The organism is Streptomyces sp. NPDC000983 (genome assembly GCF_040299205.1).
Taxonomy (GTDB): Bacteria; Actinomycetota; Actinomycetes; order Streptomycetales; family Streptomycetaceae; genus Streptomyces.
Window position 1 is genome coordinate 269,099 of sequence record NZ_JBEPBM010000003.1, and the last position, 19,593, is coordinate 288,691.

At 71.7% G+C, this 19,593-nt stretch carries 21 protein-coding genes; 9 read left to right on the forward strand and 12 right to left on the reverse strand.

Going from position 1 to position 19,593, the window contains the following annotated elements:
* Positions 1-19: 19 nt before the first annotated feature.
* Complete coding sequence (locus ABT296_RS05240; RefSeq protein WP_351923378.1) at positions 20-895, forward strand: alpha/beta fold hydrolase; 876 nt, start codon at positions 20-22, stop codon at positions 893-895.
* A 27-nt stretch (positions 896-922) separates the two neighbouring features.
* Here the strand turns inward: ABT296_RS05240 and ABT296_RS05245 are convergent, their stop codons facing one another.
* Positions 923-1,816 carry an NYN domain-containing protein gene (locus ABT296_RS05245; protein WP_351923380.1) on the reverse strand — a complete coding sequence of 298 codons (894 nt, stop codon included), beginning with the start codon at positions 1,814-1,816 and terminating at the stop codon, positions 923-925.
* Between the two features lie 227 nt (positions 1,817-2,043).
* Between ABT296_RS05245 and ABT296_RS05250 the strand changes: the two genes are divergently transcribed.
* Positions 2,044-2,196, forward strand: coding sequence for a DUF8834 family protein (locus ABT296_RS05250; protein WP_018544351.1), 153 nt, complete (start codon positions 2,044-2,046; stop codon positions 2,194-2,196).
* 80 nt (positions 2,197-2,276) lie between these two features.
* On the opposite strand, the gene ABT296_RS05255 is transcribed toward ABT296_RS05250, so the two are convergent.
* The 3 genes from ABT296_RS05255 to ABT296_RS05265 all read right to left on the reverse strand — a co-directional run bounded on the left by ABT296_RS05255 (position 2,277) and on the right by ABT296_RS05265 (position 4,658).
* Positions 2,277-2,882, reverse strand: a complete 606-nt coding sequence (locus ABT296_RS05255; RefSeq protein ID WP_351923383.1) for a MarC family protein — start codon at positions 2,880-2,882, stop codon at positions 2,277-2,279.
* A gap of 56 nt (positions 2,883-2,938) precedes the next feature.
* Positions 2,939-3,796, reverse strand: a complete 858-nt coding sequence (locus tag ABT296_RS05260; RefSeq protein WP_351923385.1) for a PHP domain-containing protein — start codon at positions 3,794-3,796, stop codon at positions 2,939-2,941.
* A 220-nt stretch (positions 3,797-4,016) separates the two neighbouring features.
* Entirely contained in the window at positions 4,017-4,658 is a 642-nt protein-coding gene (locus ABT296_RS05265; RefSeq protein WP_351923387.1) for a DUF6758 family protein, read from the reverse strand.
* Between the two features lie 196 nt (positions 4,659-4,854).
* On the opposite strand from ABT296_RS05265, the gene ABT296_RS05270 reads away from it, so the two are divergent.
* A complete protein-coding gene (locus ABT296_RS05270) occupies positions 4,855-6,078 on the forward strand; it encodes an MFS transporter (RefSeq protein WP_351923389.1) in 1,224 nt (407 codons plus the stop codon).
* Positions 6,079-6,108: 30 nt separating this feature from the next.
* Here the strand turns inward: ABT296_RS05270 and ABT296_RS05275 are convergent, their stop codons facing one another.
* Complete coding sequence (locus ABT296_RS05275; RefSeq protein ID WP_351923391.1) at positions 6,109-6,693, reverse strand: suppressor of fused domain protein; 585 nt, start codon at positions 6,691-6,693, stop codon at positions 6,109-6,111.
* A 485-nt stretch (positions 6,694-7,178) separates the two neighbouring features.
* On the opposite strand from ABT296_RS05275, the gene ABT296_RS05280 reads away from it, so the two are divergent.
* Positions 7,179-8,306 (forward strand): magnesium and cobalt transport protein CorA, encoded by a 1,128-nt coding sequence (locus ABT296_RS05280; protein WP_351923393.1) that lies wholly within the window; start codon positions 7,179-7,181, stop codon positions 8,304-8,306.
* Between the two features lie 33 nt (positions 8,307-8,339).
* The gene (locus tag ABT296_RS05285; protein ID WP_351923395.1) at positions 8,340-8,852 is read left to right on the forward strand and encodes a hypothetical protein; all 513 of its coding nucleotides are present in this window, start codon (positions 8,340-8,342) and stop codon (positions 8,850-8,852) included.
* A gap of 5 nt (positions 8,853-8,857) precedes the next feature.
* Here ABT296_RS05285 and ABT296_RS05290 read toward each other — a convergent pair whose 3' ends face one another.
* A complete protein-coding gene (locus tag ABT296_RS05290; RefSeq protein ID WP_351923397.1) occupies positions 8,858-9,595 on the reverse strand; it encodes a hypothetical protein in 738 nt (245 codons plus the stop codon).
* Between the two features lie 178 nt (positions 9,596-9,773).
* Here ABT296_RS05290 and ABT296_RS05295 point away from each other — a divergent pair, with 178 nt between their 5' ends.
* From ABT296_RS05295 to ABT296_RS05305, 3 genes are read left to right on the forward strand one after another with little or no spacing between them, the layout of a single operon-like run.
* Positions 9,774-11,063, forward strand: coding sequence for a magnesium transporter MgtE N-terminal domain-containing protein (locus ABT296_RS05295; protein ID WP_351923399.1), 1,290 nt, complete (start codon positions 9,774-9,776; stop codon positions 11,061-11,063).
* Positions 11,053-11,640 (forward strand): DUF1003 domain-containing protein, encoded by a 588-nt coding sequence (locus ABT296_RS05300; protein ID WP_351923401.1) that lies wholly within the window; start codon positions 11,053-11,055, stop codon positions 11,638-11,640. Before ABT296_RS05295 ends, ABT296_RS05300 begins: the two co-directional genes overlap by 11 nt.
* Before the next feature lie 43 nt (positions 11,641-11,683).
* Positions 11,684-12,817, forward strand: a complete 1,134-nt coding sequence (locus tag ABT296_RS05305; protein WP_351923402.1) for an Mrp/NBP35 family ATP-binding protein — start codon at positions 11,684-11,686, stop codon at positions 12,815-12,817.
* A gap of 82 nt (positions 12,818-12,899) precedes the next feature.
* Here ABT296_RS05305 and ABT296_RS05310 read toward each other — a convergent pair whose 3' ends face one another.
* The 5 genes from ABT296_RS05310 to sigE form a co-directional block, all read right to left on the reverse strand.
* On the reverse strand, positions 12,900-13,556 hold the full coding sequence (locus ABT296_RS05310; RefSeq protein ID WP_351923403.1) for a hypothetical protein: 657 nt from the start codon (positions 13,554-13,556) through the stop codon (positions 12,900-12,902).
* 231 nt (positions 13,557-13,787) lie between these two features.
* Complete coding sequence (locus ABT296_RS05315) at positions 13,788-14,219, reverse strand: sec-independent translocase (RefSeq protein WP_351923404.1); 432 nt, start codon at positions 14,217-14,219, stop codon at positions 13,788-13,790.
* A gap of 218 nt (positions 14,220-14,437) precedes the next feature.
* The gene (locus tag ABT296_RS05320) at positions 14,438-16,441 is read right to left on the reverse strand and encodes a trypsin-like peptidase domain-containing protein (RefSeq protein ID WP_351923406.1); all 2,004 of its coding nucleotides are present in this window, start codon (positions 16,439-16,441) and stop codon (positions 14,438-14,440) included.
* A gap of 141 nt (positions 16,442-16,582) precedes the next feature.
* Positions 16,583-17,536: an anti-sigma factor family protein gene (locus tag ABT296_RS05325; RefSeq protein WP_351923408.1), complete on the reverse strand. Its 954-nt coding sequence runs from the start codon at positions 17,534-17,536 to the stop codon at positions 16,583-16,585.
* Entirely contained in the window at positions 17,533-18,300 is a 768-nt protein-coding gene (gene sigE / locus ABT296_RS05330; protein ID WP_351923410.1) for an RNA polymerase sigma factor SigE, read from the reverse strand. The genes ABT296_RS05325 and sigE overlap by 4 nt, the downstream gene beginning before the upstream one ends.
* Before the next feature lie 163 nt (positions 18,301-18,463).
* On the opposite strand from sigE, the gene ABT296_RS05335 reads away from it, so the two are divergent.
* On the forward strand, positions 18,464-19,162 hold the full coding sequence (locus ABT296_RS05335; protein ID WP_351923577.1) for an O-methyltransferase: 699 nt from the start codon (positions 18,464-18,466) through the stop codon (positions 19,160-19,162).
* A 144-nt stretch (positions 19,163-19,306) separates the two neighbouring features.
* Here the strand turns inward: ABT296_RS05335 and ABT296_RS05340 are convergent, their stop codons facing one another.
* Positions 19,307-19,474 (reverse strand): DUF3117 domain-containing protein, encoded by a 168-nt coding sequence (locus ABT296_RS05340; protein ID WP_003966491.1) that lies wholly within the window; start codon positions 19,472-19,474, stop codon positions 19,307-19,309.
* Between the last annotated feature and the right edge of the window lie 119 nt (positions 19,475-19,593).

Consider the following 19,593-nt stretch of genomic DNA (forward strand, 5'->3'; position numbering starts at 1 on the left):
CTCCCGCTACCCTCACCCCGTGACGAGCCCCGCCGCCTCCCTCACCCCGCCCTCCGGCGCGCGCGCCTACGCGTTGCGCACCGCGCGCGGGGAGTTCGCCGTCGTGGACTGTGCCGTGCCGGAGGGCGTCGAGCCACGCGGTGTCGCCGTGCTGCTGCCCGGATTCACCGGCAGCAAGGAGGACTTCACGCTCCTGCACGCACCGCTCACCGCGCGCGGGTACCGCACGGTCGCCGTCGACGGGCGCGGACAGTACGAGTCGGACGGGCCGCCGGACGACGAATCGGCCTACGCCCAGGGCGAGTTGGCTCGGGACGTCATCGCGCAGGCGACGGCCCTCGGCAGCCGGGTCCATCTCGTGGGGCATTCCCTCGGCGGCCAGATCGCCCGTGCCGCCGTCCTCCTCGACACCGCGCCCTTCCGGTCCCTGACGCTCGTGGCGTCGGGCCCGGCGCGAATCTCCGACTCCCAGCGGCAACGGGTGAAACTGCTCCGGGCCGCGCTCGCCGTGATGACGATGCCCGAGGTGTGGGACGCGATCCTGGCCCTGGGTCCCCCGGAGGAGGTCGGCGGGCCGGCCCGCGGCATCGGCGGCATGGACCACCTGCGGCGCCGCTGGCTCGGCAACAAGCCCGCCCAACTGACTGCCACCGGAACCCAGTTGTGCACCGAGCCGGACCGGATCGCCGAACTGGCCGCCACCGCGCTGCCGTTCCACGTCCTGTCGGGCGAGCGGGACGACACCTGGCCGGTGGGGCTCCTGGACGAGATGGCCGTACGGCTCCGGGCCCGGCGTACGGTCGTCCCGGGCGCCGAGCACTCCCCCAACGCCGAACGGCCGCTGCCCATGGCCGAGGCGCTGGCCGACTTCTGGGACGCCCGGGCGAACGGCTAGCGCCGGCCGGACGGGTGAAGGCAGACCCTAGTACTGGGTCCGCAGGTGCTCCCAGAACCCGTCGCGCAGGGATCGTCGCAGGTCCGCCTGTCCGCGCAGGGAGTACTGGAGCAGCCCCTCCGCCTCGACGAGCAGGTCCTGGTCGACCGAGCCCGGCAGATAGGGGTGCCCGTGGAGCAGGTCGACCAGCGACTCCCGGCCCCGCGCCGCCAGCCACTTGGCGGCGATCTGGGCGCCCACGAAGCGGACGTTCTCGCGGGTCGGGCGGACCGCCGCCGTGTCGTGCGCGGCGGTCGTGCGGCGGGAGACGTAGGGCTTGATGAAGTCGAGGTCCAGGGTGCGCTGGCTGTCGACCTCCCAGAGCAGCGGCTCGGCCTGGTTGCGCGCCTCGGGCGCCTCGATGCCCCACAGGTGGACCCGGGCCCCGTAGCCCTGGGCCGCCTCCACCGCCGAGACCAGGTCCTCGTCGCCGCCGAGGAGGGCGGCGTCGCTGATGGCGCGGTGCCGGGCGAGTGACTCCAGGTCGCTGCGGATCAGGGAGTCGACGCCCTTCTGCTGGTTGTTGGCGTTGAGGTTGCCGAGCCGCACCTTGACGTCCGGCAGCTCGGCGATGGACTGCTGTTCGGCGGTGTGGATACGGCGCCGGGCGCCGTCGTACCAGTAGACGCGCAGCAGCCGGCTGTCCGCGAAGATCGTCCGGGCGCGGTCGATGAGGGCTTCGATCAGCCCCTCCGCGTCGAGGTCGAAGGCCCGCCGGTCCTCGGTCCCGGCGACGAGCCGGCCCGCCGCGGCGTACAGATAGCCCGCGTCGACGAAGATCGCATGGGTCGAGGGTGTCTTGGCCACCTCGGCGAGCATGCGCTGGAGCAACTCGTTGGTGTGGTCGATGCGGGCGCCGAGCGCCGCGAGGTCGTCGTTCATCGCCTCCATTGTCCCGGCGGTCACGCAGCGGATCCAACCGGTCCCGTTCGGTCCCTCACAGACCGCTTACCGGTCAGTAGTTAGTCGTTCGAAAAATTTCTTTAGCGTAGGGAATGTTCGTAACAAGCATGCCGTTGAATACCTATGGCGGGCGGGACTCCGACGATCCGCGCGCCACCGACCAGTAGTTCTCCTCAGGAGGATGACCAGACGAAGGGAGAAGCCGTATGCGCTTCGAGATCATGCGACTCGACGAGGTCGACGGAACCACCGTGGACACCACCGTCGTGGACGCCGCCTCCGTCAACCGGATCGTGCAACAGGCCGCAGCCATCGGGCAGCGACTGTGGATCCGCCCGGCCGACACCACGGCCTCGTAACACCGACGCGGGTCTCCCGAGACTTCAGGGCCCCCTCCGGCAGCGTGCCGGAGAGGGCCCTGCGTGCTGTCCCGGGGCGTTCAGGAGGACTGGATGACCTGGGTGACGCCGTTGATGATCTGCTGCACGGCGATGGCGGAGAGCATCATGCCCGCGAGCCGGGTCACCAGCACCACACCGCCGTCCTTGATGACCCTGATGATCAGCAGCGAGTACCGCATCACCAGCCAGAGCACGACATGGATGGCGAGGATCGCCGCCCACACCGAGACCTGCATGGCCGCGCTGTCGGCCTTCTGCACGGCCAGGATGACGGACACGATCGCGCCGGGACCGGCCAGCAGCGGCATGCCCAGCGGCACCAGGGCGACGTTGACGTCCTTGGTCTGCTTCGGCTCGTCCGTCTTGCCGGTGAGCAGGTCGAGCGCGATGAGCAGGAGCAGCAGTCCGCCCGCGATCATCAGCGCGGGCACCGACACATGCAGGTAGTCGAGGATCTGGTGGCCGAGCAGCCCGAAGACGGTGATCACACCGCCCGCCACACAGACGGCCTGGAAGGCCATGCGCTTCTGCACCTTGGCCGGGCGGCCCGAGGTCAGCGCGAGGAAGATCGGGGTGATCCCGGGGGGATCCATGATGACGAAGAGGGTCAGGAACAGGGAGCCGAAAACGGCAGCGTCGAACATCGGTGAAGGGGCCTTGCGAAGAGAAGCGGGCGTACGGAGGGGAGCGGAGCGAGGGCTCAGGCTCCGCCGGTCCCCGGCACCGGGAACGCCCCGGTGGCGCGTCGGGTGATCTCGCCGTAGACCTCGGGGTCGGTGGTGTACTCGCCGAGCAGACAGGTCTTGCGGCTGCCGTGGTAGTCGCTGGAGCCGGTCGTCAGCAGGCCGAGGTCGGCGCCGAGGCCGCGCAGCCGCGCCCGGGTCTCCGGGTCGTGGTCCATGTGGTCGACCTCGATGCCGTCGAGACCGGCCTCCGCCAGTTTGGCGATCGCCGACTCCGGCACGGTCCGGCCGCGCTTGACGGCGGCGGGGTGTGCGAACACCGCGACTCCGCCCGCGCCCTTGATCAGCCGGATCGCTTCGAAGGGGTCCGTCTCGTGCTTCTCCACGAAGGCCCGTCCGCCGTCGGCCAGCCAGTCCTCGGTGAAGGCGTCGCCCACGGTCGGCACCACCCCGAGCTCGACCAGCGCGGAGGCCACATGGGGCCGCCCGACGGAACCGTCACCGGCGATCCGCGCCACCTGTTCCCAGGTCACGGGCACGCCCAGCTCGTTCAGCCTGGCGATCATGCCTTGGGCGCGCGGCACCCGGTCGTCCCGGACGAGCTCCCGCTCGGCGAGCAGCTCAGGCTCCTCGGGGTCGAAGAGGTAGGCCAGCATGTGCATGCTGACGCCGTCGAGACGGCAGGACAGCTCGGCGCCGGTCACCAGCGTGAGCCCCTCGGGCAGCGCGGCGACGGCCTCGGCGTGTCCACGGGTGGTGTCGTGGTCGGTGAGTGCCACGACGTCGAGCCCGGCAGCGGCGGCGTTGCGCACCAGCTCGGCGGGAGTGTCCGTACCGTCGGAGGCGGTGGAGTGGGTGTGCAGATCGATGCGCACGCGGACTCCAACGGGTCGGACGGAAACGGGGACACGGCAAGGATAGCGCCTGGACGGACAGGTGCTGTCACACCCGAAACCCGGGTTCGGTTCTTACGAACCGGCTGTGCGACAGCCGTGAGCGAGCCCTACGGCTTGGGCGGGCGCCGCAGGATCGGGGGCCCGCGACTCCGCCGGGCCCCACAGGATCGGGGCCCCACACCGGGGCGGCAACTCCTCGCTACGGTTCCAGCAGCCGGGGCGACAACGCCCCGCACGGCACCAGGTCGACCTCCGCGCCCGCGTCGCGCAGATCCGTCAGCACCAGTTCGTCGTACATCAGGAGTCCGGACTGCTCCGGCCAGACCACGGCCCAGAGCCACAGCCCGCGGGCCTCCCCGGCGAAGACGGCCCGGTCGGCGGGCGCCCCGGTGACATGCCACAGCGGGGTCGGCCGCCCCGCCGCCAGGACCTTGGCCTGGGGCGGCTTCTCGACGTTCATATAGGGCCCGGGGTCGGGTCCGTCGACGCCCGCGTACCGCGCGCCGAGTCCGACGCCGAGCTCCTCGGCCACCAGGATCAGCTCACCCATGCCGCCGAGCGGGCCGGGTCCGGTACAGGCGACGGCCGTGGCCCGCCCGCCGCTGCGGTCGTCCCCCGCGCTCACCACACCCGTGAACAGCCAGCCGACCGGCAGCGGCCATGGCATCCACACCGGGACCTGGGTGCGATGCACGACGACGCTGAGGGCCTCGACGCTGGGCGGGATCACGGGCTGCAGCGGATGCACCGTGCCATGGACATCACACTGCCAGGAATCGGCGAAGAGTCCGGGAGCCCTGACCCGGCCACCACACTTCGGGCAACTGGGTTCGCCCCTCATAGGGCTCCACGGTCCTACCCCATCCGCGTCACGTCAAGGACGATCACCCGTCCGGGCGGAACCGGCCCCCGGCACACGGCCCCGCACACGGCCTCACGCCCGCCCCACCACCAAAATAGATGTATGTTGCATTAATTAGCAGAGCTAACTTACTATATGCAAACACCAACCATCTCGATCCGGGATCGGAGTCACCATGGACCCCTTCGACGCGGGAACCGGCGGTCTGCTGCGACAGCCCAAGGCCGTATGGGCGACGGCCGGCGCCTCGGTCGTCGCCTTCATGGGCATCGGCCTGGTCGACCCGATCCTGCCGTCGATCGCGCAGGGCCTGGACGCCTCGGCGAGCCAGGTCTCCCTGCTCTTCACCTCGTACTTCCTGATCACGGCCGTGGCGATGCTGGTCACCGGCTTCGTCTCCAGCCGGATCGGCGGCCGCCGCACCCTGCTGCTCGGCCTCGCCCTGGTCGTGGTCTTCGCGGGCCTCGCCGGCACCTCGGGCTCGGTCGCCGAACTGGTCGGCTTCCGGGCCGGCTGGGGTCTGGGCAACGCCCTCTTCGTCTCCACCGCCCTGGCCGTCATCGTCGGCGCGGCGGCGGGCGGCAGCGCGGCGGCGATCCTGCTCTACGAGTCCGCCCTGGGGCTGGGCATGGCGTGCGGTCCGCTGCTGGGCGCCGTGCTCGGCGACGCGAACTGGCGCTACCCGTTCTTCGGCACGGCCTTCCTGATGGCCGTCGGCTTCCTCTGCATCACCGCGTTCCTGAAGGAACAGCCGAGGCCGGCGCGGAGGACCGGACTGCTGGACCCCGTCCGCGCGCTCGGCCACGGCGGCCTGGCCTCGGCCGCGGTCTCGTCGTTCTTCTACAACTACACGTTCTTCACGGTGCTGGCCTTCACCCCGTTCGTGCTGGACATGAGCCCTTACCGGTCGGGGGCCGTCTTCTTCGGCTGGGGTGTGCTGCTCGCGGTCTTCTCGGTGCTCGTGGCGCCGCGGCTGCAACGGCGGTTCGGCTCGCTGAGGGTACTCGGCGGCTCACTGGTGCTGCTCGCGGCCGACGTCCTGGTCCTCGGCTACGGCGACCACACCACCGCCGTCGTCTGCACCGTCCTGTCCGGCGCCTTCATCGGTGTGAACAACACCGTCTACACCGAGCTGGCACTCGGCGTGTCGGACGCCCCGCGGCCCGTGGCGAGCGCCGGCTACAACTTCGTGCGCTGGTTCGCCGCCGCGGCCGCGCCCTTCTTCGCGCCGAAGATCGAGGAGTGGACCGACGTCCACGTCCCGTTCGTGGTGGCGGCCCTCTCCGCGCTCCTCGGCGCGGCCGTGGTCGTCGTACGGCGCAGGGCGCTCACCCTGGAGGCGGCGGAGCGACAGCCCCGGCACGCCACCGGGGACGGAATCACCGTGTTCGCCAACTGACCGATTCCGGCTGACGGTTGGTGAGCTTGCTCACGTCAGCGGGACGGTGGCGCGGGACGGATCCCTGAGATCCGTCCCGTTCGCCAGCCAGCGCTCCTGGAGGGCCTGCGCGCCGTGCACCCGCTTCCAGGCGGCCTCGTTCGGTGTCATGGGGAGCACCGGCAGGAAGTGGACGGGGTCCATCGGCTCGTCGAGTTCGAGGTCCTCGACCAGACCGCCGGGTTCGGCGACCAGTACGGAGGTGAACGGGGCGCCCGGCCACAGGGGTTCACCGACGTCGAGCGAGGCGCCGGGTGCCACGATCACGCCCTCGACCTGCGGGGAAGCGCCGAGCACGGCCAGCGGGCGGAGCACCTTGTCGGTCTCGGCCACGCCCGCGCGGACGGACAGGACCAGTTCGGCGCGCGGCCCCTTGACGGGGTCGGCGAGCATCGCGGTGGGGTCCGCCATGGGCTGCGCCGACATGCCGAGGGTGGCGTAGCGGACGATGTCGCCCTCGCGGAAACGCAGTACCTCGACGCGGTCGGTGCCGAGGAAGGTGACCGCGGCGCGGGCGTCCGGTTCGCCCAGCGCGGAACGCAACCGGGCCTCGACCAGAGGAAGAACATCAACCATGCGGCGAGCATAGAACTCGTCAGCACCAGGCAAAGCAACGCCTTGACACTTCAGTCGGCTGATACTCTTGCGCGGTGGTTCGGGGCAGCACGCTTCAGCGTCGCGGTCAAGCCCCGACGCCGACGACACTCCCTTACGAGGGACCGGCCGGAGGAGGTGGGGCTGCAATGGATCGAAGTCGACCGTGCAGTAGCACCCGCTCTTCCCGCCGCTGACGTAGCTGCACTGCTTCTAGCCGGCTGCCACCTCTCGCCTGCCTTTCGCGGAAGAGCCTTCGTTTCGTTTTGCCTGGTCTGTCAGTCAGCAGCAGTAGCTGAAACAGCAGCGAAGAACGCCACCGCAACGGTGCGGTGCTCCCCGCTTTGTGGACGTGCCAAACATCCTTCCCGCCAACTCGTGCGGGAGAAGCCTCAAGGACGTCCCCATTCCGGGTAGTTCCACCCGTCGTAGCGGCCTTTCGCTGCCTGCTCGCGAAGGAGCCTGCCATGTCGATGATCCGTGACCTGCGCGCCGCGGTCCGTCCGTCCCGTCCCACGCTGCGCAAGGCCGTGCGCGTGGACAGCAGCGCCTACGACGCCACCCGTGACCCCGGTACGCCCTCCGCCGTCGTCGACTGCGCCGTCTACCGCGACGGCGCGCGCGTCGAGAGCGGAGAGCAGCTCAGCCCGCACGAGGCGATGCGCCACGTACGGCGGGACGGCGGGTTCGTGTGGATCGGGCTGCACGAGCCCACCGAGGCCGAATTCGCCGGTATCGCAGGCGAGTTCGGACTGCACCCGCTGGCCGTGGAGGACGCCGTCCAGGCCCACCAGCGGCCCAAGCTGGAGCGCTACGACGACTCCCTGTTCACCGTCTTCAAGACCGTGCACTACGTCGAGCACGACGAACTCACCGCCACCAGCGAGGTGGTGGAGACCGGCGAGGTCATGTGCTTCACCGGGCGGGACTTCTTCATCACCGTCCGGCACGGCGGCCAGGGCTCGTTGCGGGCACTGCGGCACCGGCTCCAGGACGACCCGGAGCTGCTCGCCAAGGGGCCCTCGGCGGTGCTGCACGCGATCGCCGACCATGTCGTCGACGGGTACATCGCCGTGGCCGACTCCCTCCAGGACGACATCGACGACGTGGAGACGGACGTCTTCTCGCCCGGCCGCAAGGGCAGCCCGCGCGGCACGGACGCCGGCCGGATCTATCAACTCAAGCGGGAGATCCTGGAGTTCAAGCGTGCGGTGTCGCCGCTGCTGCGGCCGATGCAGCTGCTGAGCGAGCGGCCGATGCGGCTGATCGACCCCGACATCCAGAAGTACTTCCGGGACGTGGCCGACCACCTCGCCCGGGTCCAGGAGCAGGTCGTCGGCTTCGACGAGCTGCTGAACTCCATCCTCCAGGCCAACCTCGCGCAGGCGTCCGTCGCGCAGAACGAGGACATGCGCAAGATCACCTCCTGGGCGGCGATCATCGCCGTGCCGACGATGGTGTGCGGGGTGTACGGGATGAACTTCGACTACATGCCCGAGACGCACTGGAAGTTCGGGTACCCGATGGTGCTCGGCGTCACGGTGATGATCTGCTTCGGCATCCACCGCACGCTCAAGCGCAACGGCTGGCTCTAGGGCGGGTCAGGCGGGGCTGACTAGGCTGGGCCCATGACAAGCGAGCTGCTCGATCAGGCCCTCGTCGAGGAGGCCACCAAGAAGTCCGGGCTGATCTGGGTCGGCGGACCCGGCGTCCCGGCCCGGGCGCTGTGGCACGTGTGGCACGAGGGCGCGGCCTGCGTCGTCGGCGACGGGCCGGGCGAGCAGCCGCTGCCGGGGCTCACCGACGGCGGCGCGGCCGAGGTGACCGTCCGCAGCAAGGACAAGGGCGGCCGGCTGGTGTCCTGGACGGCACGGGCGGTGGAGCTGGCACCGGAGTCGGAGCGGTGGGAGGCGACGGTCGCGGAGCTGAAGGGCAAGCGGCTGAACGCGCCCGACGGCGAGGCGATGCCCGGACGGTGGGCGCGGGAGTGCCGGGTGCTCCGCCTGGAGCCGACCGGCGCGACGGCACCCCTGCCGGACGGGGACCTCGCCACCGCGCCGCTGCCGTCCCCCGCGACCACCCGGCAGCCGATCCCGGCGGGCCTGCCGAAGCTGTTGCTGAAGCGGCGCGGGCGCAAGTAGGGCGGCTACGACGTCGGCAGTTGCTGGCCGTAGTCCACCGTCTCGTCCTTCTTCGGCTCCTCCAGGGCGAAGCCCTTGCCCCAGGAGGAGAAGGTGAGGGTGCCCGCGCCGCCGCCGCGGACCAGGCGCAGCGGGTACGGGGTGCCCTCCAGGGAGACGTCCAGCGTGCCGCCGGAGCCCTGGTCGCCGGAGATGCGGACGGTGCGGACGCCGGACTGCTCGTGCCGCCCGTCGGTCTCCACCTTGCCGTGCAGGGTGAGCAGGCCCTCCAGCAGCACATCCATCTCGGTGAAGCCGATGAACTTCTTGTACGACGGGTCGTTCCGGGGCACCTTGACGTACTTGCCGTCGAGCTTGGCGGCGGCCTCCTCGTCGGCCTTCGCGTCCCCGTCGCTCCAGAAGCCCGCGTCCGCCATCAGGAACAGCTGTTCGTCGACGCGCAGCAGCCGGAAGGTCGCCCCCTCCGCGGTGACCGAGCCCATCGCCCCGTCGGACTTCAGCTTCATGTCGATCCTGTACGTGCGCCCGCTGGTGGCCACGCTCCCGGACAGCTGCACCGCGTCGGCGGACTCCGCGGCCTTCAGCGTCTTCGCCTGGATCTGGGGGGCGGTCAGCTTGCCGACCCCGTTGGTGCCCGCGTCCGGATCCTCACTACTGCATCCCGTCAGCCCCGTCACGGCCAGGGCGCAGCACGCGCTCAGCAACGCGGCCCGGCGGATACGGCCCTGAGGAATCACAGTCACAGGTGGAGCTGCCTTTCTGACGGGTCCTGATCGGCGTACGGCAGCGTACCGGGGTCGGCGCGGCGCGGCGGAGCCAGTCCGTCCGGCCCGCTCACCAGGGCGTGCGGGATCAGGACGGGCTAGCCTGAAGCCGACCTGAGCGGACATGGCGGGCAAGTGCGGCGGAGGAGGTGCGGTCATGGCAGGGGGAACCCCCCGGGTCTTCGTCTCGCACCTCTCCGGGATCGCCGCCTTCGACCCCAACGGCGACCAGGTGGGGCGGGTCCGCGACCTGGTCACCATGCTGCGGGTCGGCCGGCGGCCGCCGCGGCTGCTCGGACTGGTCGTCGAACTGTCCACCCGGCGCCGCATCTTCCTGCCCATGACCCGGGTGACCAGCATCGAGAGCGGCCAGGTCATCACCACCGGGGTGCTCAACGTCCGCCGCTTCGAGCAGCGGCCGACCGAGCGCCTGGTCTTCGGCGAGCTGCTGGACCGGCGGGTCACGCTCGTCGAGACCGGCGAGGAGGTCACGGTCCTCGACCTGTCGGTGCAGCAGCTGCCCGCCCGGCGGGACTGGGAGATCGACCGCATCTTCGTCCGCAAGGGCGGCCGGAGCGGGCCGCTCAGGCGGGCCAAGGGCGAGGCGCTCACCGTCGAGTGGTCCGCGGTGACCGGCTTCTCCCTGGAGGAGCAGGGACAGGGCGCCGAGAGCCTGCTCGCCACCTTCGAGCAGCTGCGCCCCGCCGACCTCGCCAACGTGCTGCACCACCTCTCCGCCAAGCGGCGCGCCGAGGTCGCCGCCGCCCTCGACGACGACCGGCTGGCGGACGTGCTGGAGGAACTGCCGGAGGACGACCAGATCGAGATCCTCGGCAAGCTCAAGGAGGAGCGGGCCGCCGACGTCCTGGAGGCCATGGATCCCGACGACGCGGCCGACCTGCTCTCGGAACTGCCCGAGGAGGACAAGGAACGGCTGCTGAGTCTGATGGAGCCCGAGGACGCGGCCGACATGCGCCGGCTGATGTCGTACGAGGAGCGCACGGCGGGCGGTCTGATGACGACCGAACCGATCGTGCTGCGGCCCGACGCCACCGTCGCCGACGCGCTGGCCCGGGTCCGCAACGCCGACCTCTCCCCCGCGCTCGCCGCCCAGGTCTACGTCTGCCGCCCGCCCGACGAGACGCCCACCGGCAAGTACCTCGGCACGGTCCACTTCCAGCGCCTGCTGCGCGATCCGCCGTACACGCTGGTCAGCGCGCTCCTCGACGACGATCTCCAGGCCCTGGACCCGGACGCGGCGCTGCCGGTCGTCGCCGGGTTCTTCGCCACGTACGACATGGTCGCCGCGCCCGTGGTCGACGAGTCGGGTTCGCTGCTCGGCGCGGTCACCGTGGACGACGTACTGGACCACATGCTGCCCGAGGACTGGCGGGAGACGGAGTTCCACCTCGACGAGGGCGAGGAGGCGGCGGCCCATGGCTCCTGACCGCGAGGGCGGCCGCGAGCGCACGGCGAGCGGGGCGACCGCCGCCGGACGGCCGCGCGTCCGGCTGGACCAGCCGCGGCCGCCGCGCCGCCGGCTCCTGCCGGAATGGGACCCGGAGGCCTTCGGACGGCTCTCGGAGCGGATCGCGCGCTTCCTGGGCACCGGGCGGTTCATCGTCTGGATGACGGTCGCGATCATCGTGTGGGTGCTGTGGAACATCTTCGCCCCGACCGACCTGCGCTTCGACGAGTACCCGTTCATCTTCCTGACCCTGATGCTCTCGCTCCAGGCCTCCTACGCCGCCCCGCTGATCCTGCTCGCGCAGAACCGGCAGGACGACCGCGACCGGGTCAACCTCGAACAGGACCGCAAGCAGAACGAGCGGTCCATCGCGGACACCGAGTACCTGACCCGGGAGATCGCCGCGCTGCGGATCGGCCTCGGCGAGGTGGCCACCCGGGACTGGATCCGCTCCGAACTCCAGGACGTCCTGAAGGAACTGGACGGCCATCGTCCGGACGGACACGCCGTATTCCCGGCAGAACGGTCGCACCGACGTGACACAGACGACCGCTGAGGGGCATCCCGAAGGCCCCCGCGGTCGCCGTACCATCGTCCTTATGGCTACGGAAGACGCGGTGCGCGAGGCACTGTCGACGGTGAACGACCCCGAGATCAACCGCCCCATCACCGAACTCGGGATGGTCAAGTCGGTGGAGATCGGTGCGGACGGAACGGTCGCGGTCACCGTGTACCTGACGGTCTCCGGCTGCCCGATGAGGGACACCATCACCCAGCGCGTCACCGAGGCGGTCTCCCGGGTCGAGGGAGTCACCGGGGTCGACGTCACGCTGGACGTGATGAGCGACGAGCAGCGCAAGGAGCTGGCGACCGCGCTGCGCGGCGGGCAGACCGAGCGCGAGGTGCCCTTCGCCAAGCCCGGCTCGCTGACCCGGGTGTACGCGGTCGCCTCCGGAAAGGGCGGTGTCGGCAAGTCGTCGGTCACCGTGAACCTGGCGGCGGCCATGGCGGCGGACGGGCTGAAGGTCGGTGTCGTGGACGCCGACATCTACGGCCACTCGGTGCCGCGCATGCTGGGCGCCGACGGGCGCCCCACCCAGGTCGAGAACATGATCATGCCGCCGTCCGCGAACGGCGTGAAGGTCATCTCCATCGGCATGTTCACCCCGGGCAACGCGCCCGTGGTGTGGCGCGGTCCGATGCTGCACCGGGCCCTTCAGCAGTTCCTGGCGGACGTGTACTGGGGCGACCTGGACGTCCTGCTGCTGGACCTGCCGCCGGGCACCGGTGACATCGCGATCTCGGTCGCCCAGCTGGTCCCGAACGCCGAGATCCTGGTCGTGACGACCCCGCAGCAGGCGGCGGCCGAGGTGGCGGAGCGGGCCGGTTCCATCGCGGTGCAGACCCACCAGAAGATCGTCGGCGTGGTCGAGAACATGTCCGGCCTGCCGTGCCCGCACTGCGACGAGATGGTCGACGTGTTCGGCACCGGCGGCGGGCAGGTCGTCGCCGACGGCCTGACCCGTACGACGGGCGCCACCGTCCCGGTCCTCGGCTCCATCCCGATCGACGTCCGCCTGCGCGAGGGCGGCGACGAGGGCAGGCCGGTGGTCCTGACCGACCCCGACAGCCCGGCCGGCTCGGCGCTGCGCGCGATCGCCGGAAAGCTCGGAGGGCGCCAGCGCGGCCTCTCGGGGCTGTCGCTGGGGATCACCCCCCGCAACAAGTTCTGAGCCCGTACGGCGGGACATGAGGAAGGGGCGCCGGGTTCGACCCGGCGCCCCTTCCTCGTGCCTCACGCCGACACGGCGGTCGTCACGCGTACTCGCCGATGTCCTTGATCATCGCGAAGCCCAGTCCGTACGCGCTCATGCCGCGCCCGTACGCGCCTACGTGCACGCCCTCCTGCGTGGACCCGGCGAGCACCCAGCCGAACTCGGACTCGCGGTAGTGGAAGGGCGTGGGCACCCCGTCCACCGGCAGGGAGAGCGTCGACCAGTCGGGACCGGAGAGGTCGTCGGCCAGCACCCAGGCCGTCTCGGTCTGCTGGTCCAGCCAGTCGTCCCGCAGCGAGTGGTCCATCTGCCCGGGCCAGGTGAACGTCAGCAGCCCCACCCCGGCCAGCCAGGCCGCCGAGGAGACGGACGTCGCCTCCAGCAGACCCGTGCCGTCGGCGCTCCTGCGGGAGGGGTTCGCGGCGACGGTGACCACGACCGCGAACTTGTCCCGGTCCTCGGTCCCCTCGTGCCGTACGGACGGTTCGTCGCCGTGGCCGATCGACCCGTGCTCGACGGCCCCGTCGGCCGCCGTACCGACCTGCATCAGCCAGCGCGGGCCCGTGAACGCCTCGTCGAGGCCGTACCAGGGGAAGGGCGCCAGCAGGTAGCCGTCGACCGTACGCCGGGCGGAGGGGACCTGTTGTCCGCCCTCCGCAGCCGGCGCCTGCGCGACAGCCCGACTCGTCGTCTCCATGCCCGGACGCCTCCTCGCTCTCGACGGACCGGGGGCGGCCCGCCCCCCTTCGGGCGGCCTCGCTGTATGGCGTTCGGTCCGCACAACAACTCGGCAGCATATCCACACCGGTGGGAGCAGCCGGGAAACCGCCCGGTTCGCGAGGCGTCGGGACGGGGTGTTCAGGCCGTACGGGCCCCTCGGCGGGGTATGAAACGCATCACGTACGCGGCCCGGGCGGGGCGCCCGGGCTCAGGTGGCGTCCGCGTCGTACGGCGTGCGCTCCTCGGGCTTCTTCGTCATGTCGACGCGCTCGCCCGTGGGGGCGGAGGAGGGCGACGGCGACGCCGAGGGCTCGGAATCGCGGCCGTGGACGGCGTCCGCGACCTCCGTCATCTCCTTCTTCAGGTCGAAGCCGTTGCGAAGCTCCTTGATCCCCAGTTCGTCGTTGTCCAGCTGCTTGCGGATGAACGTCTTGGGGTTGAGGTCCTCGAACTCGAAGTCCTTGAACTCCGGGCCGAGTTCCTGCCGGATGTCCTGCTTGGCGCTCTCCGAGAACTCGCGGATCTTGCGAACCGTCCGCATGACGTCCTGGATGACCTTCGGGAGCTTGTCCGGACCGAAGACGAGCACGGCGAGGACGATGAGCGTCACCAGCTCGAGCGGTCCTATGTCATTGAACACCTGAAGCTCCTTGCGAGTCCTCGGTCCTCGGCCCTCGGTGGCCTGTCGGGTCTTCCGTGGTCCGGGCCGGGTCCACGGTACCCGGGGTTCCCCCGCGACCGGTACCGTCCCAGGGCCTCCGAGTGGGTGCGGGCGGGTGCTTTTCCGCGTCGTTCGCCTGGCGGGGCCCGAACCGACGGGGTCGGCGGGCCCCTGCTGTGGGGTTTCTGTGAGTCGTGTCAGCCGCTCTTCGCCGTGCCGAGGGTCAGCGAGAGCCGGATCTCCTCGCCGTCCCGCCGGAGCGTCAGCTCCAGCCGGTCCCCGGGCCGGTGGGCGCGGGTCTTGACGATCAGCTCCTCGCCGGAGTGCACGCGCTGGCCGTCGATCTCGGTGATGACGTCGCCGGGCTCGATGCCCGCCTTGTCGCCGGGACCGCCGACGGTGACCGCCGCGCCCCCGTCACTGCCCTTGGTGCCGACGCGCGCGCCGTCGCCCGAGTAGTCCATGTCGAGGGTGACGCCGATGACCGGGTGGGTCGCCCGGCCGGTGTTGATCAGCTCCTCGGCGACCCGCTTGCCCTGGTTGATCGGGATGGCGAACCCGAGCCCTATGGACCCCGCCTGCCCGCCGTCGAGCTCCGAGCCGCTGTCCGCCGAGCGGATCGCGGAGTTGATGCCGACCACCCGGGCCCTGGCGTCCAGCAGCGGGCCGCCGGAGTTGCCGGGGTTGATCGGGGCGTCGGTCTGCAGGGCGTCGACGTAGGACACGTCGCTGGCGTCGCCGCCCTCGCCGCCGGCCGTGATGGGCCGCTCCTTGGCGCTGATGATGCCGGAGGTGACGGTGCCCGCCAGGTCGAAGGGGGCGCCGATGGCGACGACGGGGTCGCCGACCTGGACGTTGTCGGAGTTGCCGAGGGTCAGCGGGGTCAGCCCGTTGACGCCCTTCACCTTGACCACGGCGAGGTCGTAGCCGCTGTCCCGGCCGACCACGGTGGCCTTGGCGGTGTCGCCGCTGTGGAAGGTCACGGAGATCTCGCCGTCGGATCCGGCGGGCTCCACGACGTGGTTGTTGGTGAGGATGTGGCCGCGGTCGTCGAGCACGAAGCCGGTGCCGGTGCCCTGTTCCTCGGAACCGGAGACATGCAGCGTCACCACGCTGGGCAGCGCCCGCGCCGCGATCCCCGCCACGCTGTCCGGCGCCCGCCCGGTGGGCTCGGCGCCGGCCTGCGGCAGTGTGACCTGCTCCAGGCCGCCGTTGCGCTCCAGATACGTCCCTACGACGCCTCCGATGCCTCCGGAGACCAGGGCCAGCAGCAGGGCCAGGGTCAGCAGCCGGCGCCGGCCCTTGCGGCGCCGCTGCGCCTTGGTGGCCACCGCGACGCCGGTCTGCTGGAGCGACTCGCCCACGGGGTTGGGGGCCCAGGGGTCGTAGTGCTGCCAGGGGTTGGAGGCGGAGGGCTGAAGGGGTGCGGGGGCTGCGGGTGCGGGGGCCCCCGCCGGTGCGGGCGCCCCGGCCGGTGCCGGTGCCGGGAAGGGGTTGCCGGGTGGCGGGGTGCCGTGGGCCGGAGCGGGCGGCGGGCTGCCGTGGGCGGCCGCCTGGCCGGGGTGGGCGGGCGTGAGGGGCCGGCCCGGTACGGGCGCCGGTGCCTGGCCCGGTACGGGCGCCGGGGTCGCCGGCGGCACGGTGGTGCCGTGGGCCGGGGTCGCCGCCGGGTGCTGTACCGGAGGGGCGGGTGCCCAGGGGCCGGGCTCGCCGTAGGGCGGGGTGCTGTAGGGGTCGGGGTCGTGCAGGGGCCGGGGGCGCTCCTCGGCGGGCGCGTGCGCCGTAGGCGCCTCGGACGGGTCCGGCACCACCGCGGAGCCGTCCGTCGCGGCAGCCGTCGGCTCCCCGGAACCCTCGACGCGCCCCGCGGATCCGGCCGTCTCCGGGGCGGCGAAGCCGTCGACCGGTATCGCGCCCCCGCTGTCGGAACCGGCCGAAGACGCCCGCTCGGCCTCGGCGGACGTCTCGGTCACCGCCGACGGCTCCTCGGGCACCGCCGGCTCAGGTCGCCGAAGTTCGTAGTCGCCCTCGGTGGAGGTGGAGGCAGCGGCCGTGGGCCGCTCCAGTTCGAAGTCGCCGTCGGCGTTCGCGACCGGGGTCGGAGCGGGCGGCGTTCCGGTCGCGCCGTCCGCCTGGCTCGAAGGCCCCTGGAGCCGAGGACGGCTCCACCATTTCGCCTTCGCGGGCTTCCCCTCGTCCATGCTCTCCCCACAGCCGGCCGCGGCACGGCACGTCGGCGGTGGCCGCGGCTCATCGAACTCCGCCTCCGCGCCCGGCGACTGCCGTGGGCGCGGCCCACCCTGGATTCAATCAGGTTCGCGGGCCGCCGCGCAGAGGCCGGGTCAGCGGCTGGTGCCGGATGAGGAGGCGGACGGGGAGACGGTCGTGGTGGGGACGGGCGCGGCGAGCAGACCCGGGGTCACGACCTCCGGAGCGGTGTGCCAGGTGGTCAGGGTGAGCGGTGGGGCGGTGCTGAGCGGGCGTATCAGCGGGGACGTGGTGGACGCGACCGGGGTGACCGAGGAGCCCGTGCCGGTGCCCGAGGCGGGCACGCCCGGCAGCAGCGGTGCGGACACCGAGGTCGGGGCGGCCTGGGAGTCACCGAGGGCCCGCTGGCCCTGGCCGTGGACCAGCAGTGGCCCGACGCCCCGGCGGCGCTGTCCGTCGGGGTTGGTGGCGGCGCCGCTGCCCTGGCTGCGGGCCGGGGTGACATTGCTGCCGGACCCCGAGCCGCGGGTGTCCGTCTCGGTCACCGCGCCGGTGGTGACACCGCCGAGTGCTATCGCCGCGAGGGAGACCGCTCCGGCGGCGGCGAAGGCGAACCGCAGCCCCCGGGAGGACGGCCGGTCGGTGTCGGGGCGCCCGACGGGGTGCACCCGGAAGCCGCCGGCCGGGGTGCCGGTGAGCGCGGAGGTGTGCGGGCGGGCGGGGACGTAGCCGAACTCGAAGCGTTCGCCCCGGCGCATGCCGAAGGCGCCGCCGGCGGGCTGGTCGGAGAGTCCGCCGAAGGTGCCGCCGAGCGGGGAGCCGCCGCTGCCCGGGTCGCCGCCCGGCAGGCCCTGGAGGCGGGCCAGGAAGCTCTCCGAGGGGGACGGCGGGGCCGCCTCCGCGAACACGTTCTTCAGTCGGCGCTGGGCGTCGGCCTCCGCCTTGCACTTGGCGCAGGTGGCCAGGTGGGCGAGGACCCGCTCGCGCGTGTCATGACCGAGTTCTCCGTCCACCAGGGCGGAGAGACGGTCCCCAAGGTGCTGCTCGGCGAGACGGCGCTCGCCCGGTTCGGGTCGGGTTCCAGTCACGCGGTCGCACCTCCTCCCCCCAGCGCGGGCACCGACGGCACGAAGGACCGGCGCTCGGCCCGGGCCTGCGGGGACCGGTGCGCCAGGGCCTTGCGCAGCTGTGAGCGGCCGCGGTGGATGCGGGAGCGCACGGTGCCGAGCTTGACGCCGAGGGTCGCGGCGATCTCCTCGTAGGAGAGCCCCTCGATGTCGCACAGGACGACGGCGGCGCGGAACTCGGGCGCGAGGGTGTCGAGGGCCTGCTGGACGTCGGCGTCGAAGTGCGCGTCGTTGAAGACCTGCTGCGGGGACGGCTCACGACTGGGCAGGCGCTCGGCCGCGTCCTCGCCGAGGGCGTCGAAGCGGATGCGCTGCTTGCGCCGGACCATGTCCAGGAAGAGGTTGGTGGTGATGCGGTGCAGCCAGCCCTCGAAGGTGCCCGGCGTGTACGTGGACAGCGAGCGGAAGACGCGGACGAAGACCTCCTGGGTGAGGTCCTCGGCGTCGTGCTGGTTGCCGGTGAGGCGGTACGCGAGGCGGTAGACGCGGCCGCTGTGCGTGCTGACGATCTCCTCCCACGTGGGCGGAGTCCACGCCTGCCCGTCCGCGTCGGTGGAGAAGGTCGCGGTCTGGGCGTAGTCGTCGGCGTGGTCAGCAGCGGTGTCGTTCACGGATTTCGGCCTCCCCGCCGATCCGAGAAAGCGCCGGAGCACTCCTCCCCGATCCGCAGGCGCGGCCGCACCTCCCCTGTCGGCTCTGGTGGTGTCCAGCGGAGCCCCTACCATAGCCACCTCGCCCGTTAGCTCCGGATAAGCGGTTTTACGAGAATTTGATCTGGGCTGATACGGCTCATGCGACTGCGTCAGCATGTGCTCGCCCCCCCGGCCCGCCGTCGTGATCCAACCGTGTCCCCCCTGTCGTCTCCCACCCCTCTAAACGCCCGGTCCCATCAGCAGGTTCCCAGCGGCAGCGGATACAGTCACGCCCAGGCAACCACGGGGACAGGAGAGGGTCATTACCGCCAACCGGCAGACGAGCTGGGCGTTCGCCGACGCCTATGTCGCCGAGGACGAGGCGCTGCGCTGGGCCCGTGACCGGGCCCGCGAGGCAGGGCTGCGCTCGGTGTCGCCCGGCACGGGCGCTGCGCTGCGGTTGCTCGCCGCCACCGTGGACGCGAAAGCGGTCGCGGAGATCGGCACCGGGACCGGCGTCTCCGGGATCCATCTGCTGCACGGCATGCGCCCGGACGGCGTCCTGACCACCGTCGACCCCGAGCCGGAGCACCAGCAGTTCGCCCGGCACGCCTTCCGGGCCTCCGGTTTCGCCAGCAACCGGGCCCGCTTCATTCCGGGCCGCGCGCTGGACGTACTGCCCCGGCTCGCGGACGCCGGCTACGACCTCGTCTTCTGCGACGGCGACCGGCTGGAGTTCCTCGACTACCTCGCTGAATCGTTGCGCCTGCTGCGTCCGGGTGGCCTGGTGGTCTTCGAGGGCGTCTTCGCGCACGGCCGTACGGTCGACTCGGGGCCGCAGCCGACGGAGGTCGTGCGGCTGCGGGAGCTGCTGCGCGCGGTGCGGGAGAGCCAGGACCTGGTGCCCTCGCTGCTGCCGGTGGGCGACGGGCTGCTCTGCGCCGTCAAGCGCTGACGGACCCCTGCCGAACGGGCGGCCGCCCCGTCAGCTGCCGTACGGGCGGCCCGGGAAGACAAGGTGCGGCCGGTCCCGGAAAAGCAGCGACCCCGGCACCTCACCGGGGGCCGGGGCAGCTGAAAGGGTACGGTCGCTTCCGCGTCAGCCGACGACCTTCTTGAGGGCGTCGCCGAGCGCGTCGGCCTCGTCAGGGGTCAGCTCGACGACGAGCCGACCGCCGCCTTCGAGCGGAACGCGCATGACGATGCCCCGCCCCTCCTTGGTCACCTCGAGCGGGCCATCGCCCGTCCGCGGCTTCATGGCCGCCATGCTCGTTCCCCTTCCTGAAACCAGCTCATCGTCAAAGCCGACGGCCCCATGGAGGGCATGCGCGGTCCCCGAAGGACACGCGACACCGGCATCGAACACATTGCTTCCCAGCCATTATC